Annotated in this window: 15 protein-coding genes; 13 read left to right on the top strand and 2 right to left on the bottom strand. The window is 58.8% G+C overall.

Going from position 1 to position 17,990, the window contains the following annotated elements; translation table 11 throughout:
• Nucleotides 1–36: 36 nt before the first annotated feature.
• From LOY36_RS02270 to LOY36_RS02310, 9 genes are all read left to right on the top strand, one after another.
• Complete coding sequence (locus LOY36_RS02270; protein WP_258674130.1) at nucleotides 37–372, top strand: YceK/YidQ family lipoprotein; 336 nt, start codon at nucleotides 37–39, stop codon at nucleotides 370–372.
• Between the two features lie 71 nt (nucleotides 373–443).
• Nucleotides 444–1,322 (top strand): DUF3800 domain-containing protein, encoded by an 879-nt coding sequence (locus tag LOY36_RS02275; RefSeq protein ID WP_258672147.1) that lies wholly within the window; start codon nucleotides 444–446, stop codon nucleotides 1,320–1,322.
• Nucleotides 1,323–1,549: 227 nt separating this feature from the next.
• Entirely contained in the window at nucleotides 1,550–3,307 is a 1,758-nt protein-coding gene (locus tag LOY36_RS02280; RefSeq protein WP_018928552.1) for a carbamoyltransferase, read from the top strand.
• A complete protein-coding gene (locus tag LOY36_RS02285; protein WP_019650732.1) occupies nucleotides 3,291–4,421 on the top strand; it encodes a glycosyltransferase in 1,131 nt (376 codons plus the stop codon). The genes LOY36_RS02280 and LOY36_RS02285 overlap by 17 nt, the downstream gene beginning before the upstream one ends.
• Nucleotides 4,421–5,317 carry an antimicrobial resistance protein Mig-14 gene (locus LOY36_RS02290; protein WP_019650731.1) on the top strand — a complete coding sequence of 299 codons (897 nt, stop codon included), beginning with the start codon at nucleotides 4,421–4,423 and terminating at the stop codon, nucleotides 5,315–5,317. Before LOY36_RS02285 ends, LOY36_RS02290 begins: the two co-directional genes overlap by 1 nt.
• A gap of 8 nt (nucleotides 5,318–5,325) precedes the next feature.
• Nucleotides 5,326–6,759 (top strand): PIG-L deacetylase family protein, encoded by a 1,434-nt coding sequence (locus LOY36_RS02295; RefSeq protein ID WP_258672149.1) that lies wholly within the window; start codon nucleotides 5,326–5,328, stop codon nucleotides 6,757–6,759.
• Between the two features lie 52 nt (nucleotides 6,760–6,811).
• Nucleotides 6,812–7,696, top strand: coding sequence for a DUF6625 family protein (locus LOY36_RS02300; protein WP_258672150.1), 885 nt, complete (start codon nucleotides 6,812–6,814; stop codon nucleotides 7,694–7,696).
• Nucleotides 7,693–8,847, top strand: a complete 1,155-nt coding sequence (locus LOY36_RS02305; RefSeq protein WP_258672152.1) for a glycosyltransferase family 4 protein — start codon at nucleotides 7,693–7,695, stop codon at nucleotides 8,845–8,847. The genes LOY36_RS02300 and LOY36_RS02305 overlap by 4 nt, the downstream gene beginning before the upstream one ends.
• Nucleotides 8,844–9,728, top strand: a complete 885-nt coding sequence (locus LOY36_RS02310) for a glycosyltransferase (protein WP_258672154.1) — start codon at nucleotides 8,844–8,846, stop codon at nucleotides 9,726–9,728. Before LOY36_RS02305 ends, LOY36_RS02310 begins: the two co-directional genes overlap by 4 nt.
• A 159-nt stretch (nucleotides 9,729–9,887) precedes the next feature.
• Here LOY36_RS02310 and LOY36_RS02315 read toward each other — a convergent pair whose 3' ends face one another.
• Nucleotides 9,888–11,111, bottom strand: coding sequence for an acyltransferase (locus tag LOY36_RS02315; protein ID WP_258672155.1), 1,224 nt, complete (start codon nucleotides 11,109–11,111; stop codon nucleotides 9,888–9,890).
• Nucleotides 11,111–12,976 carry a bifunctional O-antigen ligase/aminoglycoside phosphotransferase family protein gene (locus LOY36_RS02320; protein ID WP_258672156.1) on the bottom strand — a complete coding sequence of 622 codons (1,866 nt, stop codon included), beginning with the start codon at nucleotides 12,974–12,976 and terminating at the stop codon, nucleotides 11,111–11,113. Before LOY36_RS02320 ends, LOY36_RS02315 begins: the two co-directional genes overlap by 1 nt.
• Before the next feature lie 155 nt (nucleotides 12,977–13,131).
• On the opposite strand from LOY36_RS02320, the gene msbA reads away from it, so the two are divergent.
• From msbA to hldE, 4 genes are all read left to right on the top strand, one after another.
• Nucleotides 13,132–14,934, top strand: a complete 1,803-nt coding sequence (msbA, locus tag LOY36_RS02325) for a lipid A export permease/ATP-binding protein MsbA (protein WP_019650724.1) — start codon at nucleotides 13,132–13,134, stop codon at nucleotides 14,932–14,934.
• Between the two features lie 185 nt (nucleotides 14,935–15,119).
• Nucleotides 15,120–15,824: a sulfotransferase family 2 domain-containing protein gene (locus LOY36_RS02330; RefSeq protein ID WP_019650723.1), complete on the top strand. Its 705-nt coding sequence runs from the start codon at nucleotides 15,120–15,122 to the stop codon at nucleotides 15,822–15,824.
• The gene (gene cysC / locus LOY36_RS02335) at nucleotides 15,817–16,422 is read left to right on the top strand and encodes an adenylyl-sulfate kinase (protein ID WP_258672157.1); all 606 of its coding nucleotides are present in this window, start codon (nucleotides 15,817–15,819) and stop codon (nucleotides 16,420–16,422) included. The genes LOY36_RS02330 and cysC overlap by 8 nt, the downstream gene beginning before the upstream one ends.
• 102 nt (nucleotides 16,423–16,524) lie before the next feature.
• On the top strand, nucleotides 16,525–17,946 hold the full coding sequence (hldE, locus tag LOY36_RS02340) for a bifunctional D-glycero-beta-D-manno-heptose-7-phosphate kinase/D-glycero-beta-D-manno-heptose 1-phosphate adenylyltransferase HldE (RefSeq protein ID WP_026286608.1): 1,422 nt from the start codon (nucleotides 16,525–16,527) through the stop codon (nucleotides 17,944–17,946).
• Nucleotides 17,947–17,990 lie beyond the last annotated feature (44 nt).

The raw sequence follows: 17,990 nt of genomic DNA on the forward strand, positions 1-17,990 counted from the left end.
GATGCTAGTTTGCCTGACGTTCTCGGAGGGCAGATTTTGACGATAAAAATGGCTGTGATGTTGAGCTCTTTTTCACTGACGCTGTCTGGCTGCGGGACCGCTGTCACGGTGCTGCAGGATGACGAAGAGGCCGCCCGAGGCCTCAGAAAGCAAAAGACCTACTGTCAGTCCATTCCTCGCATCTACAGCGGTATGGCGCACGACTTTTGCCTCTTGCACGCGCCGCCCGATCCCACGGGTATTCTGGTGCCGTTCGTATTGCTGGATTTGACCCTTTCGGGTGTATTCGACACGGTTTTCTTGCCCTATACGATTTACCGGCAGGCTGCCGACGGAAATATCAGGATTTACTGGCGGTCGGGTCGCGGGTAATTCTTTTGTATTCCGACGTGTCAGTGCTACATCTAACGCACCTGGTTCGAAAAACAAAGGGTAAATAGCTCGTGGCGACCCCGATCTTGCCCTCTCAACAGTTTTTTCTTTTTGAGAACGAAAACGAAGCCTCAACTAATGTTGAAGCGAAAAAGCTTTCACCTCCGTTCGGGAGGTACAGCGATTTCATAATCTATGTGGATGAGAGCGGCGATCATGGGATGCGAACATTAGATCCAAACTATCCAATGTTTGTGCTGGCATTTTGTGTGTTTCATAAAAGGCATTATTGCGAGAGGGCTATTCCTGCCCTTCAGAAGTTTAAATTCAATCATATGGGGCACGACCTGATCGGTCTGCATGAATTGGAAATTCGAAAAGAAAAGGGCGCGTTCTCTAGTCTATTCACGTCGAGGCAACACAAACATGCTTTTCTCGACGAGCTGACGGGCATCATTGAAGCCAGCAATTTCGTCCTGATCAGCTGTGTTATCGACAAAGCTGCCCTTCGTGAAAAACAAGGTCCTGTCCACAATCCTTATCACGTCGCACTCGGCTTCTGCCTGGAAACGCTTTATGAGTATTTACAGGAAAAAAATCAACAGAGCGTTTTAACTCATGTGATATTCGAGCGTCGAGGGAAGCGGGAGGATAACGAGCTTGAACTCGAGTTCCGTCGCATGTGCGATGGCGCGAACCGATTAGGCATTCAGTTGCCGTTCGATATCGTCTTTGCAACCAAGCAAGTGAATTCTACGGGCTTACAGCTAGCGGATCTTGTTGCAAGACCCATTGGTATGAGCGTTTTGCGGTCAGGGCAAGAGAATCGTGCCTTTGACGTACTCAAGCGCAAGTTCTACTGCAGTGGTGGGCGTAATAATGTGGGGGAGGGTTTCGAGAACTGGGGTCTAAAGATTTTCCCTCTCTCAGAAAGCGAAAAGCCCCGGTGAAACTCACCGAGGCCACAACGCCGACCGGGATCCCCCAGTCCATTTGCGCAGGAGTCTATGTCGAGCTCCTTCATCTGTCAACGCGCCGGCTTGCCACTTCCCGCTAGAGGCTTGCCGCCGCTTTTAAGCTATAATCCCGCCCTTTAGCTGTCTCTCGCCCCTTGCGAGGGCACATTAATTTTTGAGGCGCGTTGCGCCTGCATGCAGACTAAAGAGGCTAGACCCCTGTGGCATTGACGATTCTTGGCCTGTCCGGCGCCCTTAGCCATGATCCTTCCGCAGCCTTGTACATCGACGGCAAGCTGGTCGCGGCGGCTGAAGAAGAGCGTTTCGTGCGTGATAAACATGCAAAGAACCGCATGCCTTACGAATCGGCGAAATTCTGCCTCGAGCAGGCTGGCATCAAGCCATCCGACGTTGACGTGGTGGCGATTCCATTCGCACCGATCAGCCTGTTCGGCAAGGCTCGCTGGCACTACGCCAAGCGCTACTGGTACGCCCCGGACCGCGCCCTCGATGCGATCCTGATGGGTAACCGTCGCTACAAGCGCTATCGCAACAAGATTGTCTGGTGCCTCGAGCAATTGGGTTTCGATCCGAAAAAGATCAAGATCGAGCCGGTCGAGCACCACTTGGCCCACGCCTCCAGCGCCTACCACTGCTCCGGTTTCAAAGAGAAAACCGCGATCCTGGGGATCGACGGCAAGGGCGAATACGCCACGACTTTCTTCGGTTATGGCGAAAACGGCAAGATCCACAAGATCAAGGAATTTTTCGATCCGGACTCCCTCGGCGGCCTGTACGGCGCGATCACCGAGTTCCTCGGCTTCGAAATGCTCGACGGTGAGTTCAAGGTCATGGGCATGGCGCCGTACGGCGACGCCAGCAAATACGATTTTTCCCGTCTGGCCTCGTTCGAGAACGGCGAACTGGTGATCAATACCGACTACGCCAACGTCATCGGCCTGCGTCGTTATAAAGAGAAGGGCAAGGGTTTCTACTTCTCACCGAAGCTGATCGAGTGGCTGGGGCCGAAGCGCGAAGGCGATATCGCCGACGAGCCGTACATCCACTACGCCGCCAGCATGCAAGCGCTGTTCGAGAAACTGGCGTTGCAGATGATCGACCATTACCTGGGCGATGTGCTCAAGGAAACCGGCAAGCTGGCCTTCGCCGGTGGTTGTGCGTTGAACGTCAAGCTGAACCAGAAAATCATCGCCCGCGACGACATCAAAGAATTGTTCGTCCAGCCTGCGTCCGGCGATGCCGGTACCGCGGTGGGTGCGGCGGCTTACGTGTCTCATGCTCGTGGTGTACCGGTCGAGAAGATGGAGCACGTCTACCTCGGCCCGTCCTACAGCAACGAAGACGTGATCGCGGCCTGCGCCCGTCACGCCGACAAGCCAAAGTGGCGCAAGCTCGACAATATGCCGGAGCAGATCGCCAAAATCATGGTCGATGGCAACCCGGTGGCCTGGTTCCAGGGCCGCATGGAGTTCGGTCCGCGTGCCTTGGGCGGCCGTTCGATCATTGGCTGCCCGAGCGTGGCCGGTGTGGCGGACCGTATCAACCATCAGATCAAGTTCCGCGAGCGCTGGAGGCCTTTCTGCCCGTCGATGCTCGACACCGTTGCGCCGCAAATGATCAAGATCGATCACCCGGCACCGTTCATGACCTTCACCTTCGAAGTGGCTGAAGAGTGGAAAACCCGCGTACCGGAAGTCGTCCACGAAGACGGCACATCCCGGGCCCAGGTGCTCAAGCGCGAATACAACCCGCGCTACTACGACATGATGAAGGCGCTGGAAGTGCTGACCGGCAACGGTGTGTCGCTGAACACTTCGCTCAACCGTCGTGGCGAGCCGATGATCTGCTCGCCGACCGATGCCTTGAATATGTTCTTTGGTTCCGACCTGCAGTACCTGATCATGGAAGACATTCTGGTGGTCAAAGAAGGCGCGGACGCTTATGACTCGCTCGGCTGAACGCCATGTGCTGCAGTTCTGTCACGGCTATGACGGGCCGTTTCTGGACTGCGCCCGGCAGTACGCCAGCCTGTTCGCGGGGACCGGTTATCGCGTGACCACGGTGTTTCTGACCGGGGCTGCAGATAGCCAAGTCGCCGCGAGCTGCGCGTCCGACGAAGTGCTGTTCATGGAATACAGCTCCAAGGCCATTCGTGGCCTGAAGCTGGGCGCCATCGGCGATCTGCGCAAGATCGCCGCCTCGCGCAATTTCAGTTTCTGTATTGCTCACCGTTTCAAACCGATCTACATCGCCTTGCTCGGTACTTCGTTGCCGGTCATTGGCGTGCATCACGCGTTTGGCGATTACCAGCGCAGCACACGCAAACTGTTCGCGCATATTTTCCGCAAGCGCCTGAGCCTGCTCGGGGTTTCCGATGCGGTGCGTGACGACATGCGCCGTTGCTTGCCGAAATGGCCGCAGGCGCGGATTCAGACGCTCTATAACCGGATTGATGTGCAGGCGTTGCAGGCCAGTCAGTTATCGGTTCGCGAGGCCCGGGAAACCCTCGGTCTGTCGATGGATGCCTGGATTGTCGGCAACGTTGGGCGCCTGCATCCGGACAAGGATCAGAATACGCTGCTGCATGGTTTTGCCACGGCATTGCCGGGGTTGCCGGCCAACAGTCAGTTGGTGATTCTGGGCAGCGGTCGGCTGGAGCAGAACCTCAAGGACCTGGCGCGTGAACTGGGTATCGGCGATCGCGTGCTGTTCCTCGGCCAGGTGCCCGAGGCGCGTCGCTACTTCCGCGCTTTCGATGTGTTTGCCTTGAGTTCCGATCACGAACCGTTCGGCATGGTATTGCTGGAGGCCATGGCCGCCGGTGTGCCGCTGCTCGCCACCGCGAGCGGCGGTGCCCGGGAAGTGGTCGAAGGCGTGGGCATTCTGTTTCCGCTGGGGGATGCCGGACACCTGGCTCAGGGGCTGCAACATCTGGCCGCGATGGATGAGCAGCAACGCCGCCAGTGCGCCGAGCTAATGTTCGACCGCTTGCGTGAGCGCTTCTCCGATCGCGCGGTGCGCGATGCTTTCTGGCATTTGCCGCACGTCACCGAACTGGCACCGAGGGGCTAATGCTCAACCGACTTCAAGGCTGGCGTGAGCGTGGCTGGGCGCAGGTCGACGCCTCGACTTATGCACAAACCTGGCAACGTTTTGGCGGCAGCGTCGCGACCCATCCCCTGGTAGTCGAACGTCTGGCACAGTTGGCCGACATTCCGGTGCGCTACCTGGCTTGGGAGCAGGACGGCGAAGTGAAAGCCGCCATCCCAACCTGGGGGCGCGACCTGGCGCTGTCCAAGGACGTGCTCAAGCGCACAGGTAAAAAGGGCCTGTTCGACCTCGGCAATGCCGAACTGATCCTCCCGGCCGCCGCCGATGCCCAGGCACCGCTGCGCCATCGGGGGCGTTACCTGTCGGCGCTGAGCGAAGGTCGTTTTACCGGTATCAAGCTGCAGACAGAACAACTGGCGCTGGCCCGCACGCCTGAAGAATTGTCGAAAAAGTTTCGCTACAACCAGCGCCGCGAGTTGCGTCTGCTGGAAGAGGCGGGCGGCGTGGTGCGGCCGGTTACCGAGTTTTCCAGCAGTGAACTGGCTGCGATCTATTGCGACCTGTTCCAGCGTCGCTGGGGCTTTCCGGCCACCGGTGCCGAGCGCATGGGCGAGGTGATCGAGTTGTTGCGCGAGTTGCTGATCGGCTCGGTGATTTTCCTCAACGACGCACCGATAGCGACTCAACTGGTGTACCGCGTCGAGGCGCCGGAATGGATCAGCGTCGAATACGTCAACGGTGGTGTCGATCCCGAGACCCGTGAATTCAGCCCCGGCAGCGTGCTGAGCTTCCTCAACACCCAAAGCGCCTGGGAACATGCTCGTGCGTTGGATAAGCCCCTGCGGTTTTCCTTTGGTCGAACCGACCGTGAGTACAAGGACCGTTGGTGCAATTCTGTGCCGGTCTTCACGGTATGAGCCAACCCATGAGCCGCAAACAGCAACTGCTCAAGCGCCATCGGCGCAACAAACGCATCGGCCTGTTGATTGCGTTGATGTTGCTGATCGCGATCGGCGGGCTGGTGGCCTGGTGGCTGCCGCTGGTGCTTGCGGTGCTGGGCTGGATCGCCCATGAGGCGTGGTTTGCGGACCATCTGTTTTATTCCCCCCAGGACGATTACCAATACAGCTTCCCGCCGTATACCCCGCAACCCAAGATTCATCTGGACGGTGAACGGCTACGGCTGGATGAGGGCGTCATGCTGGTCGATGACGCCACGCTGATACTGGCGCTGAGGGTGAAAAGTACTTGGCTGGGGCGCTTTATCGATCCGGTGGTCGAGTTGCTGGGGGGCGATAATCCCGACCGGCAAACTTTCGAGCGCGGTGTAAACGGGCTGCGTTATCTCAATCTCAGTGGTCAGGCAAGCGTGTTGTCGCAAGGTGAGTTGCGTCTGCGTGGGCGTTTCTGCCGATTGCTCGGCGAGCCCGTGCTCTGGGCGTTCGAGCAACCGGACTACCGCCGTCAGCGAGTGATGGTGATTGCTCCCCATGCCGACGACGCAGAGTTGGCCGCCTACGGTCTGTACAGCCAGGCTGACGAAGCCTGGATCGTCACCCTGACCGCCGGTGAAATCGAAGCCGAACATTATCGACAGATGGGTCTGAGCACAATCGAGGCGGCTCGCCTCAAAGGCCGTTTGCGGGCCTGGGATAGCATCGCTGTACCGCGCTGGGCCGGGGTGCCTGAAGCCCATTGCGTGCAGTTGGGGTATTTTTGCCTGCAACTGGCGGCGATGCAGGCGGCGCCGGCCACGCCGGTGGGTTCGCGCGAAGCGGATTTGAGTGACACCCGGTTGTTTCGTCAGTTGAATCCATTTGCCCTGCCGGGCGATGTCGACGGCGCGCCGACCTGGAACAATTTGCTGGCCGATCTGCGTGAACTGTTGCTGAGGGCGCGTCCGCAAGTGATCGTATTGCCGCACCCGACCCTCGACCCGCACCCGGATCACATCTGTGCCCAGGCAGCGGTTCTCGAAGCGTTGAGCGGGCTGGAGTGGCAGCCGACCACCGTGCTTGGCTATGCCAACCATCTGCATGACAATGATCGTTGGCCGATGGGTGATGCGGGTCATGGCATCGCCCTGCCGCCGACGTTCGATTCGGCAACGGCGATGCAGCCCTGTTGCCTGCCGATGCCTTTGGCGCGTCAGCGTGATAAAGCGATGGCGTTGGGCATGATGCACGACCTGCAACCGCCCATGCCGTTCAAGCGACGTTTGCGGCGGTTGATACAGTGGCTGCTGGCCAGTAGAGTGCCACCCGTCTATGGAGAGAACGAGTTCTTTCGCAAGGCGGTCAGGCGGCACGAGTTGTTCTGGGTTCTGAAGCATGGTGAAACATCTGTGAGGCAGAAATGAAGTATCGCGGCCCCTAGCATGGCGGCGTATCCAAGCAGTAGTGAGTATTTCTGTGATCAATCCATGCCCGCGTATCCTGTTCCTGATTCCGTATTTCGGTCATTGGCCGTTCTGGATGCCGTTTTTCCTCGAGAGTTGCCGACGCAACGCCGATATCGACTGGCTGCTGTTCAGTGATTGCGGCACTCCCGAGAACCTGCCGCCCAACGTGACTGTTGAAGCCATGAGTTTCAGCGAGTACTGCGCGCTGGTGTCACGGCGGTTGAATATCGACTTTGTGCCGGACGCGTCTTACAAGCTCTGCGACATCAAGCCGGCCCTGGGGCATATCCATGTCGACCGCCTGCAAGGCTATGATTTCTGGGCGTTCGGCGATATTGATCTGGTATTTGGTGATCTGCGACGTTATTTCACCGCTGATCGGTTGGCCAGTTATGACCTGTTCTCCACCCACGAGCGGCGGGTGGCAGGCCATCTCTGTTTGATGCGCAACACTGCCCGCAAACGTGAGTTGTTCATGCAGATCAAGGACTGGCAAACACGCTTTACCGATCAGGCGCATCACGCGCTGGATGAAGGCGCATTCAGTCGGATCTTCCTCTGGCGCAAGAATTTCCCCGAGCCACTGTTCTCCCTGGTGGGCAAGCTCAATCCGTGGCGTCGCCGCAGCGAATTCACCGAGGCGTTCAGTACCCCGGGCGGTTGCATCAAGTGGCACGACGGCACGGATGATTTTCCGCATCGCTGGTATTGGCGCGATGGTTGTTTGAGTAACGATCGTGATGGCGATCGTCGGTTTCCGTATTTCCACTTTGTCTGCTGGAAACGCAACGAGTGGTCACGGTTGTCCCCACCCGATCCAGCCGAGATCAGGCGCCTTGCCGCCGAGCCGGCCTGGGTCATCGATGCGACTGGTTTTCACCGGGGAGAGTTATGAGTCAACGGTCAAAGGTTCTGCAGTTGCAGCCTGACTACAACGTCAAAGCCCATGATTTTGCCGACCTCGCGGAGCAGATCGTCAAGGCCCTGCCGAGTGATCGCTATGAAGTGACCGCGGCGTTCCTGCGCGGCAAGCCAGGGCCTGGCGAGGCAGTGAGTCGCGCCGATCGTTCGGTATATTTCGAGTTTTCCGACAAGTCCCTCAAGGGCATGCGCCTGCGCGCCATGTGGCAGCTGTACAAGTTCTGCCGCACAGAAAAATTCGACGTGGTGATTTGCAATCGCTTCAAACCGGTGAACATGATGCTGGCGCTCAACCGTTGGTTGAAAGTACCGCTGTGCATCGGCATTTCCCACGGTTTTGGCGAGTACGACCGGTTTTACCGGCGCCGCCAGACCCAGCGCCTGATCGATCGCCATTGGCGCTTTGTCGGTGTGTCGCCAGCGGTCAAACAGTACCTGCTCGATTGCGACTGCGGCTTTACCGACCAGAATACCTACGCAATCACCAACGCCATCGACATCGAGCAGGCTGAAGGTTTGCAGCACCGCCGCGAGCGTGCCCGCGAGTTGTTGGGCATCGATCCCTCGGTGCGCTTGATCGGCGCATTGGGCCGACTGGTGCCGGTCAAGGGCCACACCTATCTGCTGCAGGCCTTTGCCACCCTCAAGGACAAATACCCGAACACCCAACTGGCAATCATTGGTGCGGGGCGTGAAGAGTCGCGCCTGGCCGCCGAGATCGAGCGCCTTGGGCTGACCGGTCGCGCCCACTTGCTGGGTTTCAAGGAAAACGCCTTGCAGTATGTTCGGGCGTTCGACATCTGGACCATGCCGTCCTTGGCTGAAGGCCTGGGGCTGGCATTGCTCGAGGGCATGAGCGGGCACCTGCCGGTGATCGCCTCGAACGTGCCGGCCATGTTGCCGCTGATTCAGGGCGCGGGCGGTCTGGCAATTACCCCGGCAGACGTACCGACGCTGGTCGCTGCGCTGGATAACTACCTGGGGCTGTCGGATGACGAGCTCAAGGCCAAGGGTGAGCAGGCCTACCGCTATCTCCAGGAGCAACACGACATCGAGGTATTCCGCCAGGAGTACCTGAACCTGATCGACTCCGGCTTGAGCCAAGCCCGCAGGGAACAACCATGAGCGACGTGCAACCTCTCGTCACGGTCATCATCGCGTCGTACAACCACGCTCGCTATATTGAGGAAAGCATTCTCAGCGTCCTCAACCAGACCTACAAAAATATCGAGTTGCTGGTCATCGATGATGGCTCCAGCGATGACAGCGTCGAGCGGATCAATGTCTTGCAGGCGCAGCACGGCTTCGATTTCCGGGTCCAGCAGAACCAGGGGCTGACCAACACCCTCAACGGTGCCATTGCGCGCTCGAAGGGCAGTTTGATCGCGCCGTTCGGGTCTGATGACATCATGTTGCCGGAGCGCATCGCCACCCAGGTGGCGTATATGGATGGCAAGCCCGAGGTCGGGATCTGCGCCGGCAACATCGAACTGATCGACGCCGACGGCAATCTCTATCCGGAGAAACGTCAGCGTCGAGATGTGCCGTTCCGTCGTCTGGATTTCGATGACATGTTCCTGGAGCGCAAGCCCTATCCGCCGGCACCGACCCTGATGATCCGCCGCGAAGCTCTGGACAAGGTGGGCGGTTTCGATCCGAACATTCGGCTGGAGGACTTGCTGATCGAGTTGAAGGTGACCCGCGCCGGTTACTTCATTGATGGCCTGAATGTGCTGATGGCACGCTATCGCAAGCACGCCACCAACTCCTACAAGAATAACCGCTTCATGATCGACAACATCCTGCGCTCCTACGCGCTGTTCAGCGATCATCCGCTGTACGACGAGGTGCGCTACAAATTCCTCAGCTCAATGTTCCTGAAAACCTCCAATCGTGACCGCAAGCTGGCGCGGGAGCTGCTGGCGCAGATACCGTTCAAGGCCTGGAACAAGAAGACCTGGCGAGGGCTGGGGCGGTTGTTTTTCTCACCCTTGGAAAAAGACTGAGACATGGGCTGGATACAACGCTATCGAGAAAAACGCGCGAAGCGGGCGCGTTTCAAGCTGCGATACCCGGAGTACACCTTCGGTCGTGGCAGTTACAGCTTGCCGCACGTTTCGAGGGCTTTCTTGCGTATGCCCGTCAGTGACAGCCCCGGTGATTGCTCAACGTTGTGGAGCGACCTTCTGCGGGAGTTTTTTCTGACCTTCCCTGTGCTGGCGCAGCCACTGCAGGGTTTTCTTGCCAGCATCGATGCCCGGTTTCTCGATGTACAGGAATGTCAGGCTGCTGATGATGATCAGCAGGCAGCTGCATAGGGCGAGCAACGGTAGGAAGATCCAGGCTTCCCGGGCATCCAGCTGCAACACCAACGGCAGGCGCTGCACTATCGCCCAGAGCACGAACCCGTGCAGCAGATAGACGCTGTAGCTGATTTCTCCAAGCCAGCGGATGCTGCACGGCTTGAGGGCACCAGACAGCGTGTTGCCAGACGCCACGATCACAAAAAACAGCGAGAGCAACAGCAACGGCATCAGGTTGAACGCGCGGTTGAATGCTGTAAACGCAATCGCCAACGCTATCAGGGCGATGATCCCCGCCAGTCGGGTCTGACCCCAGGCCACCAGAGACGGCCGACGAATCCAGTACGCGGCGCCTATTCCGCCGAGAAAACTGACCAGGAAGTGATTTTTCAGCGAGTGCTCCCAACCGACCAATTTGTACAGTGCGTAAATGCCGATTAGGCACAACCCCACCCGCAACCAGCTGCCGCGATAGATGAACACCATGGCAGCCAGCGGCAGCGCCAGATAGAAGAACACTTCGTAGCCCAGGGTCCAGGTGACGTTGGAGATCAGCATGCCGGTCTGCGGGTATTGGTTGACGTCCGGTCGGTCGAAGGTCAGCCACGCCAGTGTCTGGCCGAGCAGTCGGGTAGCCGGATCCTTGAGTTCCCAGTTCTGCAGATAGAACACGGTGACAAACACAATCGACATCAGCGGCAAGTACAGCGGGTAGAGACGAAACAGTCGCGATACGGCGAAGGCCAGCCAGTCGTGTTGACGCCCCTGGGTGAGTAAGCGGTTCCAGAACAGAAAACCGGTAATCATGAAAAACAGCGCGACGCTGCCCTGACCCAGCTGGGAGTAGAAATTGCTCGGTGGAAATCCGATCACACCGGTCCGCAGGAAGATCCAGGTAATGATCGAGTGGTGCACGAACACGCCGAAAGCCAGATAGCCGCGCAACCCATCGATACTGGCAAAGCGGCTCTCACCGGCATGCCTGAGGTGTCGGGCGATTTTCGGAACGGCGCGCAACAACAGGGCGGCGGTCACGATGGCCAGCAGATAGGCCGCCAGCGCAATGAAGGGGTTGGTTTCGACCATTAATGAGCCTGGGCGGGATGACTCCTGGTTAGCACTTGCCTGTGCAGGTTATCCACGGCAGATTTCGACGCCATCACGGCGTAGCCCTGAAGTAGCGCATCAAAGTGTTCTTCGAACAGCCAGCGTCGATCTTCGGTGTAACGCTGCATATGGCGCAGATTGCGCTTGCGCAGGGACAGGCTCAGCGATGACGGATAGATGCGCATGTCTGCCAGATCGATCAGGCCGAACTCACCGTCATCCAGGACCAGTACGTTGCCCAGGTGCAGGGAGCGGAAATAGATACCTTGTTCATGCAGTTGCGCCAGGAGCTTGCCGAAACGCTCAACCAGTGCCTGACGCACCGCGGGCGCGGTAATGCCTTGAAGAACTTGACGCAAAGTGCTGCCTGGCAGCGGCGAATAGTGCACGGCACTGCTACCGTCCTTGAGTCGATACAGGTCCAGAATTTGCGGGGTCGGGATACCCATGTTGCGCAATTGCTGGCTGTTGGCGGCAAACCGTTCGGAATAGGGATTGAAGCTGCCCGAGGTGTACCAGCGACGGCGACGGAACAACTTGAGAAAGCTGCCATCGACCAGGCGTAGGACTTTTGGTCCCAGCCCGTCTTCTTCGATCACTTGGGCATTGGCGGTCAGTTGTTGCAGGGCGGCTGGTGTCAAGGTTCTGATCGGCATTGCCAATAGGCGCCTGGCACGCTGGTTGATGCTTAATGCGGCGATCAGCGCCAGCGGAATCCACAGCAGAAACCAGTGCTCCTTGGGCCGGGAGATGATGCCACCGCCTTCGGTCAGGCCGGCGCCGATGCCGAATACCAGCCAGGTCGAGGCGATGATGAACAACGGTTGCAGGCGATACCGCCAGCTATTCAGCAAGGCCCGGACCTGGAAGAACAGCCACGGCAGCAAGCCGAAAATACCAACGTAATAGAGCACCCCCAAGGCGAAGCTATGAGGCTCCTGCAAGGTGTAGCCGATACCGGGGTCGAGAGTCAGGGTGGCGTTGTAGCCATGACCGATCCATGGGTGCTCGGCAATTTTTTGCAGGGCCAGCTGCCAGATTTCAAAGCGATAGGAGTCGCCGCGCTCGACGATCATCTGCGAAAACAGTACGGCAACCGCTGCGCCGATGATCAACAGCGCGCCCAGCAATACGAAAGAACGGCGGCTCCAGATGATGAAACTCAGCCAGAGCGCTGCCATTGTCAAAGCAACCAGCGGGGTTCTGGAGCCGGTGGCGATCACCGCGGCGAACATGATCGCCATCGCCGGGATGCTCAGCCAGAGTATCTGGCGACGCTTGCAGGTCATGCTCACGCTCAGCCAGTAGGTACAAAAAAAACCGAATACGTGGGAGCTGAGCAGTGGGTTGTCGAATGCGCCGCTCCCGATCAGGCGCATGCCCGGCTCGTAGAGGCGGGTAAACATGAACAGGTTGTAGGCCGACGCGAACAGCCCGACCATTGCGGCACTGAACAGCAGGGGCTGGATGATCTCGCTTCGGTAGCGCACCAGCAGGTAGCAGCCAGCGAACAACAGCAGGGTGTGTAAAGAGGGTTTGAACTGACCGATGACGCTTTGCTCCATCGGCGGCCCCCAGCTCAGGCTGAGCAAGGCCCAGGCGGCGAACAACAGTGCCGCGACGAAGATCGGTTCGCGCAGCAACTCTTTGAGTTCGCGGGGGCGCAGGCACAGGACAATAAACGATGGAATGCTGAACAGCCCATAAAAAAGCTTGTGATGCAGGCTGCGACCAGGCAGAAAGAACATCGCGCACAGCAGCAAGAAGTAGCCAAGTGGAAGAATCCAGAGGCAAATGAAATCGAAGACTCGATTGGATGTGTTGTTGAAGCCACTGAGTTGCATGCTGAGAGATTCAATCCTGAAGTTGATCGGCCATTCGGGGTGATGGCTATTTGATGCTGAATATGACGCTTAACAATAACAGCCTTTATGCGATTGCCAGAACCCAGAAGAAGCTGTGCTAAAGTCAGCGTCCTTTTTATCGACATTCGCGTGATATGACCGACTCCAGTCTCTCCGCAAGCCCATCGAGCTTGAAAATCTACTTCCGCCTGCTCAGCTATGTCCGGCCGTACATCAGCCTGTTCCTGATCAGCATTGTCGGTTTTCTGATTTTCGCTTCGACTCAGCCAATGCTCGGGTACATCCTCAAGTATTTCGTCGACGGCCTGTCCAACCCCGAAGCGGCGCTGTTTCCAACCGTACCGTACCTGCGTGACCTGCAGCTGCTGCAGGCCGTGCCTCTGCTGATCATCCTGATTGCAGCGTGGCAGGGGCTCGGATCTTATCTGGGCAACTACTTCCTGGCCAAGGTTTCTCTCGGGCTGGTCCACGACTTGCGTGTGCAGCTGTTCAACAACCTGCTGGTCCTGCCCAACCGCTATTTCGACAAGCATAACTCGGGTCATCTGATTTCGCGCATCACCTTCAACGTGACCATGGTCACGGGGGCGGCCACAGATGCGATCAAGGTCGTAATTCGTGAAGGCATGACGGTGATGTTCCTGTTCGCCTCGCTGCTGTTCATGAACTGGCGCTTGACGCTGGTCATGGTCGCGATCCTGCCGTTGATCGCCTTGATGGTGCGCACCGCCAGCAAGAAATTCCGTAAACAGAGCAAGAAGATCCAGGCCGCCATGGGCGACGTGACGCACGTGGCCTCGGAAACGATCCAGGGCTATCGTGTGGTGCGCAGCTTCGGCGGCGAAGTCTATGAAGAAAGGCGTTTCTTCAATGCCAGCCAGGGCAACACCGACAAGCAACTGCGCATGACTCGCACCGGCGCCATCTATACACCGCTGCTGCAACTGGTGATCTACACCGCCATGGCGGTGCTGATGTTCCTGGTGTTGTTCCTGCGCGGCGATGCGTCCGCCGGTGACATGGTGGCCTACATTACTCTGGCGGGCCTGCTGCCGAAGCCGATCCGCCAATTGTCCGAAGTCAGCTCGACCATCCAGAAAGGTGTGGCCGGCGCCGAGAGTATCTTCGAGCAACTGGACGTCGAACCTGAAGTCGATACCGGCACCATCGAGCGCGATGCCGTCAGCGGTCGTCTGGATGTGCGTCACTTGAGCTTCACTTACCCGGGCACCGATCGCCAGGTACTCGATGACATCAGTTTCTCGGTCGAGCCGGGGCAAATGGTGGCATTGGTGGGGCGTTCGGGCAGCGGCAAGTCGACATTGGCCAACCTGATTCCGCGCTTCTACCACCACGACAAGGGCGAGATCCTGATCGATGGCGTTGAAGTGGAACAGTACAAGCTGCTGAACCTGCGCAGGCACATCGCCCAAGTGACCCAGCATGTGACGCTGTTCAGCGACACCGTGGCCAACAACATTGCGTATGGCGATCTGGCTGGGGCTCCCCGCGAAGACATCGAGAAAGCGGCAAGAGACGCCTACGCGATGGACTTCATTGCGCAGTTGCCCGAAGGCCTGGACACCCAGGTCGGCGAGAACGGCGTGTTGCTGTCCGGCGGTCAGCGTCAGCGTCTGGCAATTGCCCGGGCTCTGCTGAAGAATGCACCGTTGCTGATTCTCGACGAAGCCACTTCGGCCCTCGATACCGAATCCGAGCGGCATATTCAGGCTGCGCTGGATCAGGTCATGAAAGGTCGCACGACGCTGGTCATCGCTCACCGGTTGTCGACCATCGAGAAGGCTGACCTGATTCTGGTCATGGATCAGGGCCGGATCGTCGAGCGCGGCACCCATGCCGAGCTTCTGGCGCAGAATGGCTACTACGCCCGCCTGAACGCCATGGGGCTCGACGCCCCGGCGGAAGACATCGCCTGACTCGATGCAAGGGTGAGCCCTGCTCACCCTTGCGTTCACCGACGTGCAACGCGTCCGGTGGATTGTATCCAGACCTTTACGCTTCTTGACCAAACCGGAATAAATCTCGGCAACGCGCTTGTTAAGGTTCCTGAACGAACTTTGACTTCAATCGAGGGGGCCAACCCTTTCGCGCGGGTACTGCCATGCTGCAACGTTATCTCTGGAAGCTCTTGCCCAAGCCGCAGCGGGCTTTCCTGCTGGGACGCCTGTCGGTCGTGGACCGTCAGGTGATCAACAAGTCGATGTCGGCCAACCTGAGTTTCCCACAGGCCTTCGAGCAGCGTTCCTGTCTATTCATTCATGTTCCCAAGTGTGCCGGGAGCAGCGTGTGTGCAGCGATGTTCGATGGCTGGAGCCCCGGGCACTTGCCGTTGTACTGGTACGAGCAGCAATTTCCCGAGCAGTTCGCCGCCAGTTTCAAGTTCGCCTTCGTTCGTGATCCGCTGGAAAGGGCCTACTCGGCTTATGCTTTTTTGCGGGGCAACGAGTTGGGCCGGCGCGACCAGGCGGCGCAGAAGCTGGTCAGCCACTACCGCGACTTTGATGACTTCGTCGCTCGCTGGCTGCATTCGGAGACAATCCGCCGGCAAATGCATTTTGCCGCGCAAACGGATTTTCTGACCGACTCCCTGGGGCATCTGGCCCTGGACTTCATCGGCTACCAGGAGCATCTGGAGCGAGATTTTCGCCTGGTCTGCGAACAGGTGGGCCACTGGGCGGTGTTACCTCACGTCAACGGCTCGCAACAGCGGCGTCCGATGCTCGCCCGCGACTTCTGCTCGGTGCGTACCCGTCGGCTGGTGCGACGGGTGTACCAGCGCGATTACGAAATGCTCGGTTATGAATGAGACCCTGTCGATACCTGTTCCGGAGATCAGGCCTTACGATTTGTCATTGTCGAACCGCGACCGCGCCGCAATCAAATTCCAGCACCCGCGTTGCCTCTGGTTGACGGGCCTGTCAGGCGCGGGCAAGTCGACCCTGGCCAATGCGCTGGAGTTGCAACTCAATCGGCACGGGCTGCACACGTTCCTGCTCGATGGCGACAATTTGCGCAATGGCCTGTGTCGTGACTTGGGAATGAGTGCCGAGTGTCGCCGGGAAAACATCCGGCGCATGGCCGAGGTGGCACGGCTGATGGTCGACGCCGGTTTGATTGTGATTGTGGCGGCGATCTCGCCGTTTCGCGCTGAGCGTGATGCCGCTCGTCGGTTGTTCGCTGAGGGCGATTTCATCGAGGTATATGTGAGCACGCCCTTGGCGGTGTGTGCGCAACGAGACCCCAAAGGCCTGTATCGAGCGGCCCGCCAAGGGCGGATCACGAACTTCACCGGCATCGACAGCCCTTATGAGGCACCGCTGACGGCGGAGTGCGAGATCGACACCCAGGCGCTGCAACTTGAGGGCGCTTGCCATCGTTTATCGCAATTTCTGCTCAATAAATGAACAGAAATCCCCGCCGATTCATCCGCTTGCAGGCGCCCCGCAAGCCAGCGCCAACCCTGTGTTAATATCGCGCCCCTGTTCATTTTGTATGTGGGTTGCTCCATGAAGTTGTCCATGCCGCGATTCAATCAAGCCCCTGTCTTGGTGGTCGGCGATGTCATGCTCGACCGTTACTGGCATGGTGGTACCTCACGGATCTCTCCTGAGGCGCCGGTACCGGTCGTCAAGGTCGAGCACATCGAGGACCGCCCGGGCGGCGCCGCCAACGTTGCCTTGAACATTGCCGCGCTCGGTGCGCCGGCCTCGCTGGTCGGTGTGACTGGCGACGACGAAGCCGCCGACAGCCTGGTCAATAGCCTCAAGGGCGCCGGCGTGCGTGCGTTGTTCCAGCGCATTGCGCACCAGCCGACCATCGTCAAGCTGCGGGTCATGAGCCGTCACCAGCAATTGCTGCGTATCGACTTCGAAGAGCCTTTCGCAACTGACGCTCTGGCGCTGGGCGAGCAAGTCGACGAATTGCTCGAAGGCATCAAGGTGCTGGTGCTGTCCGATTACGGTAAAGGCGCGCTGAAAAACCATCAGGTGCTGATCCAGGCCGCCCGTGCCCGTGGCATTCCGGTGTTGGCCGATCCCAAGGGCAAGGATTTCTCGATCTACCGTGGCGCGAGCCTGATCACCCCGAACCTCAGCGAGTTCGAAACCATCGTCGGCGGTTGCGCCGATGAGCACGAACTGGTGAGCAAGGGCGCGCAGCTGATGCACGACCTCGACCTCGGTGCGTTGCTGGTAACCCGTGGCGAGCACGGCATGACCTTGCTGCGTCCGGATCATCCGGCGCTGCACCTGCCGGCCCGTGCCCGTGAAGTGTTCGACGTGACCGGCGCCGGCGACACGGTGATTTCTACCCTGGCGGCGGCGATCGCCGCTGGCGAAGAGCTGCCCCATGCGGTGGCCCTGGCTAATCTGGCGGCGGGCATCGTGGTCGGCAAGCTCGGTACCGCGGCCATCAGCGCACCGGAACTGCGTCGCGCGATCCAGCGCGAGGAAGGCTCCGAGCGCGGTGTGCTGGGCCTCGAGCAGTTGCTGCTGGCGGTCGATGACGCGCGAGCGCACAAAGAGAAGATCGTGTTCACCAACGGTTGCTTCGACATCCTGCATGCCGGCCATGTGACTTACCTCGAACAGGCGCGCGCCCAAGGTGATCGCCTTATCGTGGCGGTCAATGACGATGCGTCGGTGAGCCGCTTGAAAGGGCCGGGTCGGCCGATCAACAGCGTCGACCGTCGCATGGCGGTACTGGCGGGTTTAGGCGCCGTGGATTGGGTGATCAGTTTCTCTGAAGGCACCCCGGAAAACCTGCTGCGTGCGGTCAAACCGGATGTACTGGTCAAGGGCGGTGATTACGGGGTCGACCAAGTGGTTGGCGCGGACATCGTCAACGCTTACGGCGGGACGGTGAAAGTACTGGGGTTGGTGGAAAACAGCTCGACCACTGCAATCGTCGAGAAGATACGCAGCCGTTGAGGTGGGCGTCTCTCGTTTTGTAATGTACGTGAACGGTCTTACCT

Origin of the sequence: Pseudomonas sp. B21-019 (genome assembly GCF_024749225.1) — a bacterium.
Lineage (GTDB): Bacteria > Pseudomonadota > Gammaproteobacteria > Pseudomonadales > Pseudomonadaceae > Aquipseudomonas.